At 53.7% G+C, this 17544-nt stretch carries 17 protein-coding genes and 1 tRNA gene; 12 read left to right on the top strand and 6 right to left on the bottom strand.

All coding sequences use genetic code 11. From position 1 onward, the window contains the following. The first annotated feature begins 51 nt into the window (after positions 1-51). Positions 52-1410: a radical SAM/SPASM domain-containing protein gene (locus BLU99_RS07230; protein ID WP_091900631.1), complete on the top strand. Its 1359-nt coding sequence runs from the start codon at positions 52-54 to the stop codon at positions 1408-1410. 94 nt (positions 1411-1504) lie between these two features. Here the strand turns inward: BLU99_RS07230 and BLU99_RS07225 are convergent, their stop codons facing one another. The 3 genes from BLU99_RS07225 to porQ all read right to left on the bottom strand — a co-directional run bounded on the left by BLU99_RS07225 (position 1505) and on the right by porQ (position 4712). Then, on the bottom strand, positions 1505-2959 hold the full coding sequence (locus BLU99_RS07225) for an OmpP1/FadL family transporter (protein WP_255397490.1): 1455 nt from the start codon (positions 2957-2959) through the stop codon (positions 1505-1507). Positions 2960-3055: 96 nt separating this feature from the next. Then, positions 3056-3745 carry a (d)CMP kinase gene (cmk, locus tag BLU99_RS07220; RefSeq protein WP_091900629.1) on the bottom strand — a complete coding sequence of 230 codons (690 nt, stop codon included), beginning with the start codon at positions 3743-3745 and terminating at the stop codon, positions 3056-3058. Between the two features lie 22 nt (positions 3746-3767). Next, positions 3768-4712, bottom strand: a complete 945-nt coding sequence (gene porQ / locus BLU99_RS07215) for a type IX secretion system protein PorQ (protein ID WP_091900627.1) — start codon at positions 4710-4712, stop codon at positions 3768-3770. Between the two features lie 103 nt (positions 4713-4815). Here porQ and BLU99_RS07210 point away from each other — a divergent pair, with 103 nt between their 5' ends. The 11 genes from BLU99_RS07210 (at position 4816) to BLU99_RS07165 (ending at position 11809) form a co-directional block, all read left to right on the top strand. Continuing rightward, the gene (locus BLU99_RS07210) at positions 4816-5514 is read left to right on the top strand and encodes an energy transducer TonB (RefSeq protein WP_091900625.1); all 699 of its coding nucleotides are present in this window, start codon (positions 4816-4818) and stop codon (positions 5512-5514) included. 25 nt (positions 5515-5539) lie between these two features. Continuing rightward, positions 5540-6514 (top strand): polyprenyl synthetase family protein, encoded by a 975-nt coding sequence (locus tag BLU99_RS07205; RefSeq protein WP_091900623.1) that lies wholly within the window; start codon positions 5540-5542, stop codon positions 6512-6514. Positions 6515-6524: 10 nt separating this feature from the next. Continuing rightward, positions 6525-7337, top strand: coding sequence for a TatD family hydrolase (locus BLU99_RS07200; protein ID WP_091900621.1), 813 nt, complete (start codon positions 6525-6527; stop codon positions 7335-7337). 50 nt (positions 7338-7387) lie between these two features. Then, a tRNA-Ser gene (locus BLU99_RS07195) sits at positions 7388-7475 on the top strand. An 83-nt stretch (positions 7476-7558) separates the two neighbouring features. Continuing rightward, entirely contained in the window at positions 7559-8395 is an 837-nt protein-coding gene (locus tag BLU99_RS07190; RefSeq protein ID WP_091900619.1) for a MotA/TolQ/ExbB proton channel family protein, read from the top strand. Next, positions 8392-8751, top strand: a complete 360-nt coding sequence (locus tag BLU99_RS12265; protein WP_176771077.1) for a hypothetical protein — start codon at positions 8392-8394, stop codon at positions 8749-8751. Before BLU99_RS07190 ends, BLU99_RS12265 begins: the two co-directional genes overlap by 4 nt. After that, positions 8712-9254, top strand: a complete 543-nt coding sequence (locus BLU99_RS07185; protein ID WP_176771076.1) for an ExbD/TolR family protein — start codon at positions 8712-8714, stop codon at positions 9252-9254. The genes BLU99_RS12265 and BLU99_RS07185 overlap by 40 nt, the downstream gene beginning before the upstream one ends. Beyond that, positions 9251-9718: an ExbD/TolR family protein gene (locus tag BLU99_RS07180; protein ID WP_091900616.1), complete on the top strand. Its 468-nt coding sequence runs from the start codon at positions 9251-9253 to the stop codon at positions 9716-9718. The genes BLU99_RS07185 and BLU99_RS07180 overlap by 4 nt, the downstream gene beginning before the upstream one ends. 1 nt (position 9719) lies before the next feature. Then, the gene (locus tag BLU99_RS07175) at positions 9720-10208 is read left to right on the top strand and encodes an Lrp/AsnC family transcriptional regulator (protein WP_091900614.1); all 489 of its coding nucleotides are present in this window, start codon (positions 9720-9722) and stop codon (positions 10206-10208) included. A 32-nt stretch (positions 10209-10240) separates the two neighbouring features. Then, the gene (locus BLU99_RS07170; RefSeq protein WP_091900612.1) at positions 10241-10819 is read left to right on the top strand and encodes a hypothetical protein; all 579 of its coding nucleotides are present in this window, start codon (positions 10241-10243) and stop codon (positions 10817-10819) included. Between the two features lie 66 nt (positions 10820-10885). After that, positions 10886-11809, top strand: coding sequence for a serine O-acetyltransferase (locus tag BLU99_RS07165; protein ID WP_091900610.1), 924 nt, complete (start codon positions 10886-10888; stop codon positions 11807-11809). Between the two features lie 30 nt (positions 11810-11839). Here the strand turns inward: BLU99_RS07165 and BLU99_RS07160 are convergent, their stop codons facing one another. The 3 genes from BLU99_RS07160 to BLU99_RS07150 form a co-directional block, all read right to left on the bottom strand. Then, a complete protein-coding gene (locus BLU99_RS07160) occupies positions 11840-12433 on the bottom strand; it encodes a hypothetical protein (protein WP_091900608.1) in 594 nt (197 codons plus the stop codon). Between the two features lie 70 nt (positions 12434-12503). Then, on the bottom strand, positions 12504-13808 hold the full coding sequence (locus BLU99_RS07155; RefSeq protein WP_091900606.1) for an MFS transporter: 1305 nt from the start codon (positions 13806-13808) through the stop codon (positions 12504-12506). A 28-nt stretch (positions 13809-13836) separates the two neighbouring features. After that, positions 13837-17529, bottom strand: coding sequence for a DUF4922 domain-containing protein (locus BLU99_RS07150; protein ID WP_091900604.1), 3693 nt, complete (start codon positions 17527-17529; stop codon positions 13837-13839). Positions 17530-17544: the final 15 nt, after the last annotated feature.

The following is a 17544-nucleotide window of genomic DNA, read 5'->3' as shown; positions in this document are numbered from 1 at the left end:
TCTTATGATCATGGGATTCGCCGTTCCTGTAAAGAATGGCGAATCTCTTAAATGCTTACGATGATGTTGAAGGTGTTATCTAAATGTGATTTTTATTATCTGAAGAGAGATCACCAATGCTACCTCCTGCATATTCCCACCATGACGGTGGTGAACCTGAAGGAGGATACGGTTGTCGATCAGTTCTTTGTCCAACTGACAGGACAAGGCCGTTTCTTCGACGATGAGGAGTTCCAGAGTCTTGAAGAGGAGGTGCTGGAGGTATTCCCCGTTTTCAGTCAGAGCTTTGAATCGAAAGGTGATGATGATTCTTATTCGATGCAGGATGTGATCTTGCCGATCTCGGGCAAGTGTAACCTGAGGTGTACCTATTGCTTCGCTCAGAACAAAGGCGACTTCGGGTTCGGTGACATCACGCCGGAGAACTGCCATGAGATCATTGATTATATCATGGCGCATGCGGATAAGGACATGCAGTGCCGACTCAATTTCTTCGGCGGTGAGCCCATGCTCCGGATGGATACCATAGACGCCGTGCTTAACTATATATCCGAGAAATACGCTGACAGGAACGTGGGGTATGGTATCACTACCAACGGCACGCTGTTCACCGATGAGAATATCGAGTACTTCAAGAACCACCATATCGATATCCTCTACAGCTATGACGGTCCTGAGGAGTTTACGACCCATCGGGTATTCCCGAACGGGAAGCGTAGCAACGACCTTGTGCTGAAGAATATCCTGAAGGTGAAGGCGGCCGGTGTGAAGTTCCAGATGAGGGCGACCATCCCAAGCGACTGCGAGTGCATGTGGAAAGTCTACGACTACTTCGAGAACCTGGGCATGCCTTTCTCTGCCGTACCTGCCTATAAGTCGAGGAACGTGAACAGGGCGTGCGTTTACGACGAGCGTCTGGAATCGTTCAAGAAACAGTATGAGGAGCTGATCGAATACTATATCCGTCGCATAGACAACGGACTGCCCGTTCACTGTATGTCGATCAGGGAACAGATAGACACGCTCGATAACCACAGGACACACCTGAGAGCCTGCTCTTCGGCAAAGTACATGTTCTCGATCGTTGATTCTGGCGAGATCTTCAGTTGCGAGCATCTGGCTTACGACAAGAAGTATGCCATCGGTGATATCCGTAACGGCATCGACGTGGAGAAGATGAAGGCATACCGTCCTGACTCGGTCCATAAGATCGAGAGCTGCCGCGACTGCTGGGCCAAGTATCTGTGTTCTGGAGGATGCTATTCCGAGAAGCTGCTGGTCGGACGGCAGCACGATGCACTCCCGCCCGATGAGTGTGAGATGCAGAAGATGCGGTGGAACTTCCTGTTGTCTGTATATGTCTATCTGAAGACGAGACAGAGAGAGAAGAAGATGAAGAGTCAAAGCTAAGGACTCGGAAAAGAAATCATAACCAAACAGACCGCCCTCCGAAAGTATTCTACAGTCTTTCGGAGGGCGGTCTGTGATGTGTCAGGGAATGGGCTTAGAACTTGTAGTCGAGGCCGATGCCGACAACGTTGTTGGTGCGGCTGTAGACATCCTGACCTTCGTAAGGCGTTCCCAGATAGTTCGGCTGCTTGTGGGTGTAATCACTGTAGAGTGTGCAGAAGTAGCTGACGTTCAGGCGAAGCTTGTCGGAGATGTTCCATGCTCCTCCGAAACCGACACTATAGCTGTCGCAGGCGAAGGAGGTGTTCTGCTGGTAGCCGTCAGAGAGACCATAGTCGGTACGCTGACCGCCACAGCTGACGGTGAACTTCTTGTTGATGTCGTACTCCACACCAGCGAGCACCTCGTGTGTGCCGTGCTTGAGCTCCTTCTGACGGTTGTCGGCCATCTGGGCGTGCTTGTCGTCGAAGAAATGGTATTCCAGTGCAGCGCGCAACTGTGGGGTGAACTCATAGCCGACAGCAGCCACGAAGAGTGAAGGCATGTCGTAGCGTACATGCTCGTCGGGCATGTAATTCTTGATCTTGTCGGCCATCTGATCGCCCATGGCTGAGGCCAGAGCACTCAGCGTAGCTGCGTTGCCCATCTGCTCGGAGAGTGCCTTGATATCGGTCTTCTGTCCCAGCATGGTGACGCTCAGTGCCTTCGTGTCGTTCTTGGTGTTGATCTTCGAACGGAACTCATAGCGGGCTGCGATGGTGAGCGGGCCCTGGTGGTAGTCGAAGCTGACGATGGGAGAGAAGCCCCAGGCACGCTGGGTGACGTCGAGCTGCAGATCCATGAGCTGCTGACCACCTAACTGCTGATGGGTCGTGGCTGTGACGTAGCCTTTGTTGTAGCCGTCGTAGTAGTTGGCGCGCAGACCGATGGAGGCGGCGAAACGGTCGTTGATCTTACGGGTGATATTGATCTGTCCGCCATAGATATACTGCTTGCCTTTCACCTCAGAGTCGAGATTGTACATCTCGGGTGTGATGATGGGACTCTGGGGGTTGGCCATGAAGGTTGCGACCGACTTCTCAAAGATCTTTCCCATCGTCATGGCATTGAACATGGGAATGCCTTCTTCGTATTTCACGAAGCCGCCACTACCCACGATACCGATCATGGATGAGAACACCCACTTGTCTTTCTTGTACGAGGCGAAGAGGGCGGGCACGATAGGAGCAGAAGCCTTACCGTTGAACTTCTGGTGGATGTCGTAGCCCTGGTAGCCCAGTTGCGGATTAGCCAGGAAGTGGGGGATGGTGGTCTCGATGTCGCGGTTCTGCCAGGGCTTCTGGAAGTTGAGCGAGAGCTGGAGACCTTCGTGCCCCCAGGCGAGGCCTGCAGGGTTACTGTATGCCGCATCGATCTCCGTAGAGGCACCGCGAGCGAACATACGGTCGAATGCTATGTGATAGTTTGTGTTGGTCATCAGACCACCTGCCTTGACGGCAGAGGTGACAGCCATCGTGAAGATGGTAATAATAAGAACTTTTTTCGTCATTTTTTCGGGTTTGTGATAAAATTGGCGGCAAAGGTAGCAATAAATCAGGAGAAAACCGAAAAAATGACGAAAAAAAACGCATAAACGGACAGTTCCTTAAGCTGTCCGTTCCTTAAAGCGGTCGAGCAGCCACTGTTTCTGCTCGGCGATGGTCATGTGACTGTTATCGAGCTCGATAGCGTCGTCAGCCTTACGCAGCGGACTCACCTCGCGGTGCGAGTCGATATAGTCGCGCTCCTGGACATTCTTCAGGATATCGTCGAAGTCGGCAGGCATGCCCTTGGCCTTCAGTTCGTCGAAACGACGCTGGGCGCGCACCTCGGCAGAGGCGGTGACGAAGATCTTCAGCTCGGCATCGGGGAACACGGTGGTGCCGATGTCACGGCCGTCCATGACCACTCCCTTGTCCTTGCCCATCTGCTGTTGCTGGGCGACCATGGCGGCGCGCACGAAGCCGACAGCGGCGATAGGACTCACATGACTGCTCACCTCGAGGGAGCGGATCTCCTGTTCCACGTATTCGTCGTTCAGGTAGGTGTCGGGGCGTCCGGTCTCCGGGTTGAACTTGAAGCTGATATGGATATGGGGCATCTCGGCCTCCAGCTCGTCGGTCTTGACGCTGCCATCCTCGTTGAACAGTCCCTTTCGGAGGGCATAGAGGGTGACGCTGCGGTACATGGCGCCAGTGTCGACATAGACATAGCCCACCTCACGGGCGAGATCCTTGGCCATGGTGCTCTTTCCGCACGAGGAATGGCCGTCGATGGCAATAGTGATTTTCTTCATATGGTTGTTCTTTTGTTAATGATTACAGTGTGTAGGCCACATTGATGAGCAGACTTCCGGCCGAGACATGGTACTTGCCATAGCCGATATTCAACTTGAAGCGCTCGAGTTGCAGACCAGCGCCGAGTGAGAGACCCGCACCGTGGGCACTGTCGCCCTCGGCGTCGCTGATAGTCATCTGGTGGGCACGACGGAAGTTATAGCCGGCGGCGATGTAGATGGTCTCACTGAGCAGGATATCGACACCCATGGCGAGGTGACGACCGAAGCTCTCTTCCCAGTCGGTCAGTCGACTGAGCGTGGCGGAGAAGCGGAGCGGGGCATTCGCAAGTCGTTTGCTGACACCCACCTGCAGATCGAAGGGGATACGCTCGAACGCATCGTCGTAGGCTTTCACCTGTCCGCCGAGGTTGCGGGCTACAGCCGAGATGCTCAGGTCATGCGCCTCGTCGTAGTAGTTGGCACCGATATCGACGCCTACAGCCAGCGAACTGTAGCTGGCGATCTTCGACGAGATAACCTTGGCTGTGACGGCTCCGGAGAGCGTGTTGGTGAGGGCATAGGCGAAGGTTCCGCCGATGGCGATATCGCGGGCGGAGAACGTGCCGAGCTCCTGGTTGTCGCTCGTGGTCTCCTTCATCGACCCGTAGTCCATGTATTGTCCTGTCACGCCCCACGTCCCTCTGTCGCCGGCAGCCCTGATGAAGGCGGCACTGGCCGTCTTCGTTCCCTCCATGTAGGTCATGTAGTTGAGGTTGATGGTGCGGTCGCTCACACCGTTGATCAGTGCCGGGTTGTGGAAGATGAGCGTGGCATCGTTGTCTGTGATGGAGATGTTCTCGCCACCGAGGGCCGCCACATGTGCGCTGACGGGCAGTCGCAGGAAGTTGTAGGCTGTCCGGCTCTCCTGTGCTCGGGTCAGTAGCGCAAGAGACAGAAAAACGACGGCGGAAACAGTTCTTCTCATCTAATTTTTGATAAAATCGCTGCAAAGTTACGCATAAATTACAATTTCTTTGTATCTTTGCATGCACTTTTTAGTAAAATAACGGAAGATTCTCGTTTTTATTATGGAGGTTAAGAAAAGTCGCGAAGCGGATCTGGAAGGGCGTCGCGTGCAGGGATTCCTGTTAGGACTGATCGTGGTGCTCGCCCTGCTGTTCGTCGCTCTCGAATGGAATAGCGGCGGCAGTGGGTGGAACTTCTTTGCCGATGACGACGAGCTGGAGGCGGAGATGGAACTCTCGCCGCTGAAGCGCGACAAGGACGAGGTGCCGATGATGCTCCCGCAGCAGCAGAAACATGAAGAACAGCAGACGGAACAGCTCCGACTGGTGGACGATGACACAGAGCTGCCGGTAGAGCCGCCAGTGCCTGAGGAACAGGATCTCCAGGAGAAGCAGGAGGCTCAGAAGACGGAGGAGAAGCCCGAGGTGGTGGATATGTACAATGAGCCGGTGGACTTCCGCGTGGTTGAGGATCTGCCGCAGTTTCCCGGTGGGGCCGCTGAGTTCATGAAGTGGCTGACGAAAAACCTACGCTACCCTGCTACCGCGCAGCAGCGGAAGGTGAAGGGAAAGGTGGTGGCACAGTTTATCGTGAATACCGACGGTAGCGTGTCAGACCTGGAGGTGGTAGAGCATCTGGATGCGGCGTGCGACAAGGAGGTGCTGCGTGTGCTACAGATGATGCCGAAGTGGCAGGCGGGCGTGATGAACGCCAAGCCCTGCAGGACGAAGGTCTGCATACCGGTGGTGTTCAATTTCTAGTAAGGATTTAGTAAAGATTTGAGATATGTATACATCTGACGAACTATTGAAAAAGGTGAATGAAGCGCTGGAGGCGCTGACCTACGACCGACAGCCGATGTCGTTGTATGAGCCTATCAGGTATGTGCTCTCGTTGGGAGGCAAACGTGTGCGCCCCGTGCTGATGATGCTGGCCTACAACCTGTTCCGCGAGGACCCGGAGCGCATCATGACCCAGGCCATCGGTCTGGAGACCTATCACAACTTCACCCTGTTGCACGACGATCTGATGGATCATGCCGACATGCGTCGTGGCCATGAGACGGTGCATAAGAAATGGAACCCGAACCAGGCCATCCTCTCGGGTGATACCATGCTCCTGCAGGCTTTCGAACGCATCGAGGCTTGTGAGGTGGATAAGGTGAAGGAGGTGTTCGCCACCTTCCTCCAGACGACCTATGAGATCGGTGAGGGACAGCAGCTTGATGTGGAGTTCGAGACGCGTAATGATGTGACCGAGGACGAGTATATCGAGATGATCCGTCTGAAGACGAGCGTGCTTCTGGCTTGTGCCGTGAAGATCGGTGCCATCCTCGCCGGCGCCTCTGTGGAGGATCAGCACAACCTGTATAAGTTCGGCGAACAGATTGGTCTGGCCTTCCAGCTGCAGGACGATCTGCTCGACGTGTATGGCGACCCGAAGGTCTTTGGTAAGAACATCGGTGGCGATATCACGTCGAACAAGAAGACCTATATGCTCATCAATGCCGTCAACCGTGCCGATGAGGCCCAGCGTCAGGAACTGATGGGATGGATCAATGCCGAGACGTTCGATCGCGACGAGAAGGTGAAGGCAGTGACGGCTCTCTACGACCAGATCGGTATCCGTCAGCTCTGTGAGCAGAAGATGGAGGCTTGCTATGCCGAGGCACAGCGCTATCTGGCTCAGGTGTCTGTCGCCGAGGACCGTAAGGCGGAGTTGAAGGCGTATGCCGCAGCGATGATGAAGCGTCAGAGTTAGGATTCTAAGCATGATTGATACACACTGCCACTTGGATGGCGAGGAGTTCGCTGCCGACCTCGACCTCGTTGTAGCCCGTGCCCGGGAGGCTGGGGTGGAGGCCGTCGGTGTGCCAGGCATCGATGTGAAGTCGTGTGAGACCGTCCTCGAGGTGTGTCGTCGTTATCCGGGTTACTGTTATCCGATGCTGGGACTGCATCCTGAGGAGGTGAAGGCCGACTGGCGTGAGGTGCTGGCTCAGATTAAACCCTTCCTAACGTCTCTTCTCGACGCTGGGGGATCCTCGTCACCTTCGGGGAAGACGGGAGGGATGCCCATCGGTGAGGTGGGACTCGACTTCTATTGGAGTCGTGAGTTCGAACAGGAGCAGTTGGACGCCTTCGAGGAACAGGTGCGCTGGTCGGTAGAGCTGGGACTTCCTTTGATGATCCATTGTCGGAAGGCGCAGAACGAGATGGTGGCCATCCTGAAGAAATACAAGGACCATCTCCCAGGTGGCGTGTTCCACTGTTTTACGGGTAATGCCCTGGAGGCGCGCGAACTGTTGCAGTTCGACCGTTTTGTGCTGGGTATCGGTGGGGTGCTGACGTTCAAGAAATCACACCTGCCTGAGGTGCTTCCTGAAGTGGTACCTCTCGACCGGATCGTGTTGGAGACCGATGCCCCTTATATGGCTCCCGTTCCGATGCGAGGACAGCGTAACGAGCCTGCTTTCGTAGCCTATGTCATGCAGCGTCTGGCCGAGGCCTACGGAGTTACAGCAGAGGAGGTGGAGCGGCAGACTAATGCAAACTGCGAAAAAATATTAAATATATCCGCCTAATCTGCGGATTCTGCGGTAAAAATACTACCTTTGCATCCGCTAAATACTAAGGAGAGGTGCTCGAGTGGTTGAAGAGGCACGCCTGGAAAGCGTGTAGCCGTCAAAAGCGGCTCGCAGGTTCGAATCCTGTTCTCTCCGCAGGATCAAGAACAGGTTCAAAGCGCCATAAGGCCATCCTGTTCTCTCCGCTTTTAGCCGCATAACTACAAACTGACAGGATTATGAAAAGAGTGATTATTCTGTTCTCCCTCATAGGTTTGCTCTTCTTTACGCAAACTGCCGTTGCTCAAGATAAAACTTCTCAAGACACGATGCTCGTGGCGAATGCTGTCGCAACAGTCGATTCAGTGGCTGTGGCCGACTCGGCACTGGCAGAGAATCTCGTGCTCGAAGACCCTGAGGGCGATGTCGAGAATGGGGGCTTCCATAAACAGCTCAAGACCAAGTTTATTGATGGAAATGTGGGGTTCATGTCGCTGGTGGCTCTGGCCCTGGTGCTGGGTCTTGCTTTCTGTATCGAGCGTATCATCTATCTGACGCTCTCGGAGATCAAGGCCAGAAAGCTGATGGAGGATATTGAGCAACACCTGAAGAACGACGATGTGGAGGGGGCTAAGACACTCTGTCGGAACACCCGTGGACCTGTGGCCAGTGTGTGTTATCAGGGACTGCTGCATATCGATCAGCCGATAGAGGCTATTGAGCGCAGCATCACGAACTACGGCGGTCTGCAGGCCACGAACCTGGAGAAAGGTTGTTCGTGGATCAAGCTCTTCATCGCCATGGCGCCCTCGCTGGGATTCCTCGGAACGGTGATTGGTATGGTGATGGCCTTCGACCAGATCCAGCAGGCCGGCGATATCGGACCAACCATCGTGGCAGCGGGCATGAAGGTGGCACTGATCACCACGATCTTCGGTATCGTGGTAGCCTTGATCCTGCAGCTCTTCTATAGTTATATCCTTTCGAAGATTGAGCGTCTGACGGCCCAGATGGAAGAGTCGGCCATCACGCTTCTCGATATCATCTCTGTCTATCAAACGAAACGATCGTTATGAATAGTCTGGTCTCGCCCTTCCTTGCCGACCTGATGCTGGGTCTGATGTACCTGATGGTGGCTGTCGCACTCGGTGTGACGGCATATTCTGTCTGGCACACGCTCCGCACCCGACAGCAGGGCGACGACATCGTCAACGGTGTGCCGGCAGGCAGGATCGGGTGGTGCGTGGCCATCGCCCTCGTCGTATGCCTGGTCATCACCTTCCTCTTAGGCTCCTCGTCGCCGGTCATTACCAACGGTGTCCGTTTCACGGATACGTTCTGGCTGAAGACGACAGATATGTTTATCTATACCTCAATCCTACTGATCATCGGATGTTTCGTAAGCGCTATCGTCAGCAGATTCCGGAGCTGAACACCACCTCAACGGCCGACATCTCGTTCATGCTGTTGATCTTCTTCCTTGTGACATCTTCGATGGATACGGACAAGGGACTGCTGCGACAGATGCCGCCGCCACCACTTGATCATGAGCAGCCTGTCGACATCAACAAGGATCTTGTGATGCGTGTGGCGTTGGATGCCGATGGACAGCTGACATGTGACGGGAAGACGGTCTCTGTCCGACAACTGACGGATGAGGTGCGTACGCTGGCGCAGGTGAACCGTACAGGACATGTCGTGTCGCTGCAGGTTGACCGACAGGCCACCTATGAGGCCTATTTCGAGATGCAGAACGCTATCGTCGGTGCTTACCATGCCCTGCGTGAGCAGTATGCCCGTGAACGGTATGGGCGTAGCTATGGTCTCTGTACGGCTGACGAGAAAGCGGCGGTCAATGCCTACTACCCCCAGCGTATCAGTGAGGCACCTACGACGGATGCGTCGTCTGATGGACAGAAAGGAGGTCGCGTATGAGACCCATACAGAGCATGTTCCGCACGAAGCATCACCATGTGCCGTCGTTGAATGTGGCGTCGATGCCCGACCTGATTTTCACCGTGCTGTTCTTCTTCATGATTGTCACTCATATGCGCAGCGATGAGGTGAAGGTGAAGGTGGAGGTGCCGCAGGGCAAGGAGATGCAGAAGCTGGCTCATAAGGCGTCGGTGGTCAACGTCTATATAGGGCGCCCTATCCAGGGGACTGATGGTGAGTACCGTATACAACTCAATGGCGATATCGTGACAGCCGAGGAGATACCGGCTCGTATCGAGGCCATCCGTGCTTCCATGTCGCCGGAGAATGCCGACAAGCTGACCGTCAGTCTGCGTGCCGACCGTCATACGCCGATGGGACTGATACAGGACGTGAAACAAGCCCTGCAGCAGTCGTATGCTTTGAAGATTCATTATAGTGCAACCGATAAAACCAATAATTGATATGAGTAAGATTGATAAACTTGACAGGCAGATCCTCCGACTGATAGCCGAGGATGCCCGTATTCCGTTCCTGGAAGTAGCTCGTACCTGTAATGTGAGTGGTGCAGCCATTCATCAGCGTATCCAGAAGCTGTCGGCGATGGGTGTGCTGAAAGGCTCGCAGTTCGTCATCGACCCTGAGAAGATCGGTTATGAGACATGTGCTTATATCGGCCTGAACCTCAAGGATCCCGGCACCTTCGACGAGGTGGTGGAGAAACTCAAGGAGATTCCTGAAGTGGTGGAGTGTCATTATACCACAGGAAACTTTGATATGTTTATCAAACTGTATGCAGTGAATAATCACCACTTGCTGACCATCATCCATGACAAACTGCAGCCGCTGGGACTGGCCAGCAGTCAGACCCTGATCTCTTTCCATTCGGCTATTAACCGTCAGCTGCCTATCGTCGACATGCTCTCCGGAAAGGAGGACGACGAGATCATCTGATGTGAGGGGGACAACAAGCAGAGGGGCGTAAGATGAAGAAGCTTTTATTCGTCGCAGTTCTGGTATTGGCAGCCTGCGGCAATAAGACGGGTAGGACCGTCAATGATGCGGATTCTCTCAGGACTGATACACTGACCGATGCGATCTCCGAAAAGCATACGGCAGCGTATATCAGTCAGCGTGTCGATTCGATGTATAGCCGTTATAAGAATGCGACGCGTAATCAATTCGGATTGGTGATCGATCATACGGTCAACTACGACAGCATGTTCTGTTCCACACGCTATCAGAACCTGAAATCGCAGGCCTTGGCTCTGGCAGAGGACGATCTTCTGTTGGACTACGACCACTGGACGAACTCACAGGATGATGGCGATTTCTCTTATCAGATTGAGAAGATTGAGAATATCACGGATTCCACTGCGGTGGCCTATCTCAATGCCGAGAACTTCGGTAATGACTATGAGATCGTTCTCAGTCTGTTCTTCGAGCGGGGTGACTGGTATGTCGATGATTTCCTGTCGCCTGTTGACGGGAAAGGAGAGAAAGCATACTTCCAGACCTATATCCATGAGCGGTCTGGGGCTTTTGGAGACGAAGAAAAAAACTAAAAGATTTTTTGGTTTTTTACTGACTTAGTCGTACCTTTGTCCCTGAAACGTACAAGAACTAAGGAAATGATAGACAAGAAGACCGTGAATGGGGTGTTGCAGAAGAATGTAGCACTGATGTCGAAGCATACGGAAAAGGAGGTGGGCATGATGCCTGCCACCGAGGCTCCGTTGCCTTCTGTAGAGCAGGTGAAGCAGATCGTCACACTGGTGAAGAGCATTATCTTCCCGGATTATTTTAACAGACGTCAGCCCGATGAGACACAGCGCTCGTATTACATCGGTGTCCACATGGAGGAGTTGCTGATACTGCTGACGAAGCAGATCGCTCATGGCTTGCAGTTCTGTGAGGACTGTGAGGCTATTCGGACAAAGGAACAGGTCTATACTGAGGCAGAGCGATTGGCGTTGACCTTCATCGATACGTTGCCGGAGATCAAACGGCAGTTATATACCGACGTGGAGGCGATGTTCGATAATGACCCCGCGGCACCGAACTATGGTGAGGTGATCTTCTGCTATCCGGTGGTGAACACGATGACCCATTACCGTATTGCCCATAAGCTGCATGAACTGAAGGTGCCGGTGATTCCACGTATCATCACGGAACAGGCGCATTCGAAGACGGGTATAGACATCCATCCGGGTGCACAGATCGGTGATTATTTCTCGATAGACCACGGTACGGGTGTCGTCATCGGTGAGACGGCTATCATCGGCAACCATGTGACCCTGTATCAGGGTGTGACACTGGGTGCTAAGAGCTTTAAGTACGACGAGCAGGGAAATATGCTGAATGTGCCGCGCCACCCGATCATCGAGGATCATGTGACCATCTACTCCAACGCCTCTATCCTCGGACGTATCACCATCGGACACGACTCAGTCATCGGTGGTAACATCTGGTTGACGCATAGTGTACCGCCATACTCGAGGATCCTGCAGAGCAAGGCGATAGATGCCGGGTTCCAGGATGGAGCAGGCATCTGACAAGACATGATACCAAGAAAAAAGGCTTCCTTATTTGGAAGCCTTTTTCTTATTCAAGATAGCCTTGGCGAACTTACCAGAGGCGTAGCTGCGACCATCGTCACTGATATAGACGGGGATAGAGTCAGACTCAGCCCCGCGGGTACGGAAGCTGAAATGGATGTCGAAATCATCCCAGTTCCATCCGGTGTTGTTCCTCAGGTCGAAGCGATAGGCACGGTCTTCCCAGTCGTACATCACACCACGGAAGTGATTGTGGCTGATATCGTAGTCCTCCCAGTCGATGCGTACGTTGTTCCAGTCGCGATTTCTGTAATCGATATAGATATTTCCGTTACGCACCTCCCAGTTGAAAGCACTGTAGGCATAGTCGCGGCGATCGGTGAGGGAATAGTCGACCTCATAGCCTGTGCCGTAGGTGGCATCATAATAAGCTGCGTCGAAGCGCCATACGGTATGGAACTCACCATCTTGGAACTCATCGCCCCAGATATTCTGGTAGTATGTGCCAAGCCAACCTTCCCAGTTTGCACCAGTCAGTCTGTCGGCCACCATCTCATCGGTATCGCAGCTGGTCAGTACGAATGCCGGAATCATCATCAGTAGGTAAAATATCTTCTTCATAATAGTCATGTTTTAAATGTTTGACAGTGCAAAGATAGGTAGATATTCCGATGCTGTCAAGAGATTTTTCCTATTCGTCGGTAGGGTTTTCCCTAATCTCTTTCTTTTTACCGAATTCCGGATCGATTTCCAGAAAGGATGATGCGATATAGGTTAGGGAGCAAGAGGCGATGACGATGAGGAAGAATGTCTGATAACCGACGCTCTCCTGCAGGGCGCCTGCATAGAGTCCTGGTATCATCATCGACAGGGCCATGAAGGCCGTACAGAGTGCATAGTGGGCGGTCTTGTGCTCTCCTTGACTATAATAAATAAGGTACAGCATATAGGCCGAGAAACCGAAGCCGTAGCCGAACTGCTCGATAAACACGCAGATATTGATGATCAGGAGACTGTTGGGTAAGGCATAAGCCAGATAGACATATACCAGGTCGGGGAGGGTGATGGCCATCACCATGGGCCAGAGCCAGCGCTTCAGTCCGTCGCGGCTGGCAACAATACCACCGAGGATACCGCCCAGGGTCAGTCCGATGACGCCGACCGTCCCTTGCACTAAGCCGTATTCAGCTGGAGAGAGTCCCAGACCGCCCTGTGCTTGTGTGTCGATGAGGAAGAGGGCACTGACCTTTGCCAACAGTCCTTCAGGCATGCGATAGAAGAGCATGAAAAAGAGTCCTGCCAATACTTGGGGCTTCTTGAAAAAGGTCTTTACCGTGCGCCAGAACTCCAGTAGGATGTAAGTAGAGGGAGAGAGCGACGGGTCTTGGATATATCGCTGAGAGTCCTCAGAGGGGTGTGGCAGGATATAGTGATGCCACATCCAGAAGGCGATGAAGAGACCAGCCATACCGTAGAACATCAGACTCCAGGAATATCTCACGTTTCGTGTGATGACCTCAAGGTTGCCTGCCAGCATCACAAGCAGTCCTTGTCCGAAGATGGTCGCTATGCGGTAGAATGTGCTGCGGATGCCCACAAAGTAGGCCTGCCTGTGCTGGTTAAGACCGAGCATATAGAACCCGTCGGCCGCAATATCATGGGTGGCACTGGAAAAGGCCATCAGCCAGAAGAAGGCCAGTGAGCCTTGCAGCCAGTAAGGTCCTGGGATCGTAAAGGCCACACCGCCAAGGGCAGCACCGATGAGCAGTTGCATGCTGATGATCCACCACCGTTTGGTCTTGATGATGTCGATGAAAGGGCTCCACAGCGGTTTGATGACCCATGGCAGGTAGAGCCACGAGGTGTAGAGCGTGATGTCGGCATTCGACAAACCCAGACGTTTGTACATGATGAGTGAGATCGTCATCACGGCCACGTAAGGCAGTCCTTCCGCGAAGTAAAGTGTGGGCACCCATGCCCAAGGGTTTCTTCTCATATATATAAATGGTCGTTGATACTAATGATTACTCGTAGATCTTCTGTATCTGGGCACCACGGTAGTAGAAGAGCAGGATCTCATCGTAGGTCTTACCCTGCTCACCCATGACGGCAGCACCGATCTGACAGAGTCCGACACCATGTCCCCATCCCTTGCCATGGAGAATGAACTTGTTGCCCTCAGAGGTGGCGATCTTCTCCACCTCAAAGGCAGAACTGAGCAGATGAGTGTCGCTGAGAGTCCTGCGGATCTCCAGTTCCTTTCCGATGGTAAAGGTCTTCTTGGTGCCGACGATCTTGAGCTTCCAGATACGTCCGCTCTTGCCTCGTTCCAGAGGAATCAGATCCGTGATGGTGCCGAAGTCTTCTTTCAGTTTCCTGCATACAAGCTCAGAGAGCTGCTCTTCCGTATACTCCACCGTCCAGCGGTAGAAGTGTGGGGTCTCCTGGTCGAAGTCGTTGAGCACCTGTGAGAGGATCTTCTTGTCGTTGGTATTACAGTAGGGATCCTGGAAAGAGACAAGATAGGGCTTGGGGGTGTCCTCCCAGCAATACTGGAACTCTTCCGTCTGTCCGCCACAGCATTTTGAGAAGCGCGCGTCACAGATATCTTCACCATAGGTCAGGATCTGTCCACGTGTCTCCTGAATGGCTTGTCCAACATGCTCATTGCAGGCCTTGGTGATACCTTGGTAGCGCTGACAGTGGTCATCGGCACAGACATCGAAGATGGTGTGGTCCTCGCGGTCGTACCATCTGATCAGTTCGTCGTCTTTCTTGGTAAACGAGAAGAAGCTGTCGTTACCGTTCTCATGTTGACGACGCTTCTCCATCTGGGCCAACAGCCATGAACGGGAGATGACGGCATGGGCCTTGAGGAACTCCGGGGATGCGGTGGCCGACATCTCACTGGAGATGACACTGGTGAGGTACTTCTCAACAGGCAGTTCGTTGATGGCAACGATCTTGTCGGCCTCGACCACGATGCGGAGCGTCCCCTCGAACACCTGTGTCTCTTTCCGTTCCCAATGGAAGTTGACGCCAATGGTCACATCGTTGAGCGAGAAAGAGGCATTCTCCGACTGCGGCGTGAACGTGAGCTCGCGATACTGGGTGCCTCGCCAGAGGATACCACCCTCCAGGAACTCCACCGTCTGACTGCCTGTGATGACCTCGCCCTTGGCAATGAAGGGGTCGTTCAGTACAAAAGAGATCTTCTCGCCACTGACGATGCCGACGGTGACGTTAGGCTCTTTGGAGTTGATGGACAGGAAGTGGGGGTTGAGCTTGATGGTGCCCGACTTCAGACGACTGATGACATCCTGCAGCTCTTCCTGAGTGAGCGACACCTCATGGAGAATGGCGATGGCCTTCTCTGGCGTCAGTCGTTCAAAGTCCTCCTGTCTGGGTGTGATGATCATGCCTGCCATGTCAAGGGCTCCCGGACTGATGACCAACTGGTTGGCCCCCTCCTCATAATAGCAGTCAGGACGGTGCTTGCGACGCGGAAAGACCACAGAGAGAAATTCGTCGTCGTGCCGCCAGCTGACGATATTCATCATCGGTTCTGTCTCGTCCTCACGTTGTGGCAGTGCCTCGTAAAGACGGCGGAAGAGCTGCTCGTCACCATAGAGCGAATGACTCCTGATGAGCAAGGCCGGACAAGGATATTCCTCGATGAGGGAGATGTCTTCATTCTCGTTGAGACTGATGATGGTGGTCAGGTTCCTGCCAAGTCGTCGCCAAGCCGTCTGCAGCGGCAGGAGACCACTGGAGCCAGCCTGGAAGTGGGCATGGTCGGGAGCTGAGGCTCCGCACTTGGGACCGTTGTAGAAGACCATCAGCTCAGGATACTCGTCGAGCAGCTTGTGTATCTCGCCATACCTCTCACGGATCAGTTGCGGCTCATGCTTCACAGAGGGAATCGTGAAGTGAACTGGTAGGATGGGGAAGGGGTTGACGAGTAGGTCGTATTGTGCGTTGACGGATTTCTTCACCTGCTCCTTCGGACGGTTCTGCTCACAGAGGAAACAGGGTCGCTCGGCAAGGGCCTGTTTGTCAATCTTGGCTCCCGTGGAGACCATACGGGCAGGATTCCACTGCACCTGGATGGAAGAGGCACCCACCGCCAACTCACGCGTCCTGACGTTACGCAGGTCGAGGTAACGGTTACGGGCATCGGTCCATTTCTCCAACTGCCGACTGAAGAACCGTTGCAGTGGAGAGTCGTCCATCAGTTCCTGTTTGCCCTGTAGCATCTGCTGACGGGCCATAATCTCTAACGTACGCAGTCGATCTTTGTATAGGTTGTTCGCGTTGATCCGTTCGATAGAGAGCGCCGCATCGCTGTTGCCTCCCCAGCGCCGACAGAGGTACAGCTCCGAGAAGATTCGTCCGATACGGTAATGACGGGAGAAGATGAGTCCCAGCGCATAGTCCTCACCGTACGACGTGTTAGGGAATCCGATTTGTCGTAACAGTGGTGTGAAGAAGGCTCTGGGAGCACCCAGTCCGTTGATGCGCAGCGCATTGTTCGGTCCGTTCTCGTCAGTCCATTCCTGATGGTCGATGAGCCCTGGGGGCAAAGTGTTCAACTCGAAGTCGCACATACGGTATGAGCCAATGACCATCGCCGCATGTTGGCGGTGGAAGGTGTCCACCACTTGCTGGAGCGTCTTAGGTGACGAGTAGAGATCATCAGAGTCGAGCTGTATGGCAAACCGTCCGCAGCGGTCATCGTTGATGGCAGTATTCCAGCAGCCTCCGATGCCGAGGTCAGTGCGCTTGGGTATGATATGGATCAGTCGTTCGTCGTGGAAGCCTCGTAGCAGTTCCGTGGTACGGTCCGTGGAATGGTTATCGACGACGATGACATTGAACTTGAAGTTCGCTTTCTGACTGAGGGCACTCGTCACGGCGTCGCAGATGGTCTTCTCCCTGTTGTATACGGGGATGATGACGGATGCCTCTACGTCGAATTCCTGTTCGTTGAAGTCTGGACGACGGTAGAACGACGGGTCGATCTTTGCGCCTATCTCTGCCAGATGGGCTGTGGCGGCATGCTCCATCTCTATCTGCACCTCACGGTTGCGTGGGTTCACATAATCAAACTGTTTCACGCCCGAGGCTCTCGTGTCTGTCTCCTCCTCGGTATAGAGTTTCTCGTTGATGTGGAAGATCGTTCCGCTGCGACTGAGGAAGAGTCGCAGGGCATAGAGCCCCGCATGTCGATAGTCGTGCTCTCCTGCCTGCATGGCGAAGGTGTGAAGCAGCGATGTCTTGACAAGTCGGATGGCACCGAAATCAAAATCATCGCGGATACTACCCAGTTGATAGTCGATGACAGGGTGGTCTTTCCGTTCCCCGCCGATGCTGTCGTAATGGTCGGCATAGACCATCGCGGCATCAGCGTCGGAAGCCACACGAAGCATACGCTCCATGGCTCTGTCGCCGATGGTCAGTCGGGTGGATTTCGTCTGAAGCAGGGCATAATCAGCCTTCGCATTCTCTGCGATGCTCATCAGCGTGTTGCTGCTGGTGAGATTGTCTACTGTAATCTGCTGACAGCCCGGGAAGGATGCCATCACCTCCGTGTCAAGGGCCTGTGTTACAAGTAGGAATATATGTTGTACTGTCTTACTTCCTCTTAGCTGCGCCGTAATCTCGGCTGTCGATTGAAGGTCTTCGTAAGGCAGAAAACAATCGATTTTCTCTCTCATGGTTATCTTGGATCA

The organism is Prevotella sp. lc2012, assembly GCF_900107065.1.
Taxonomy (GTDB): Bacteria; Bacteroidota; Bacteroidia; order Bacteroidales; family Bacteroidaceae; genus Prevotella.
This window is presented reverse-complemented; position numbering and strand designations above follow the sequence as displayed.